The following is a 473-nucleotide window of genomic DNA, read 5'->3' as shown; positions in this document are numbered from 1 at the left end:
GGTGTCCGAAGCCGACACCAAGGCGCTGCGCACCCTGCTCGGGCGCAACCACTCGACCAACTCCTGACTCAGGTCGGTCACCGCCATGACCATCGTGGGATCGATCCTTGCGGTCCTCGCTTTTCTGCTCGCGTGGCCGATTCCGTCTGCCCTCTCGCGTTTCCGCGGCGACCCGATCTCCGAGGTCGTCCTCTGGCAGTCGGTCGGACTCTCCGGTGGTCTCTCCCTCATCGGCACCGCCCTGGCTTTCGCGGTCTCCCCCTCGTCCTCGAGTCTCCCCCAGGGCCTATGGCAGCTCGTGCGCGGCGAGTCCCACACCGAACTCTCCATTCTCGCCTGGGTCTTCCTCGTCATCGCGCTCCTGCTCATCGGTCGGCTCCTGGGATGCCTGGCCCTGACCTTCTACACCGCCCGCAGGACCCGGCTGCGCCATGACGAGATCCTGCACCTGCTCAGCGAACCCTCGGCGACCC

Annotated in this window: 1 pseudogene; it reads left to right on the top strand. The window is 67.0% G+C overall.

From position 1 onward, the window contains the following. Nucleotides 1–85 precede the first annotated feature (85 nt). Nucleotides 86–473, top strand: a pseudogene (locus tag CRM73_RS19555) (M56 family peptidase); the annotation flags it as partial.

Origin of the sequence: Kocuria sp. CCUG 69068, from assembly GCF_020833785.1 — a bacterium.
Classification (GTDB): domain Bacteria; phylum Actinomycetota; class Actinomycetes; order Actinomycetales; family Micrococcaceae; genus Kocuria; species Kocuria rosea.
The sequence above is the reverse complement of the archived record's forward strand: the minus strand, read 5'-3'. Positions and strand labels throughout refer to the sequence as shown.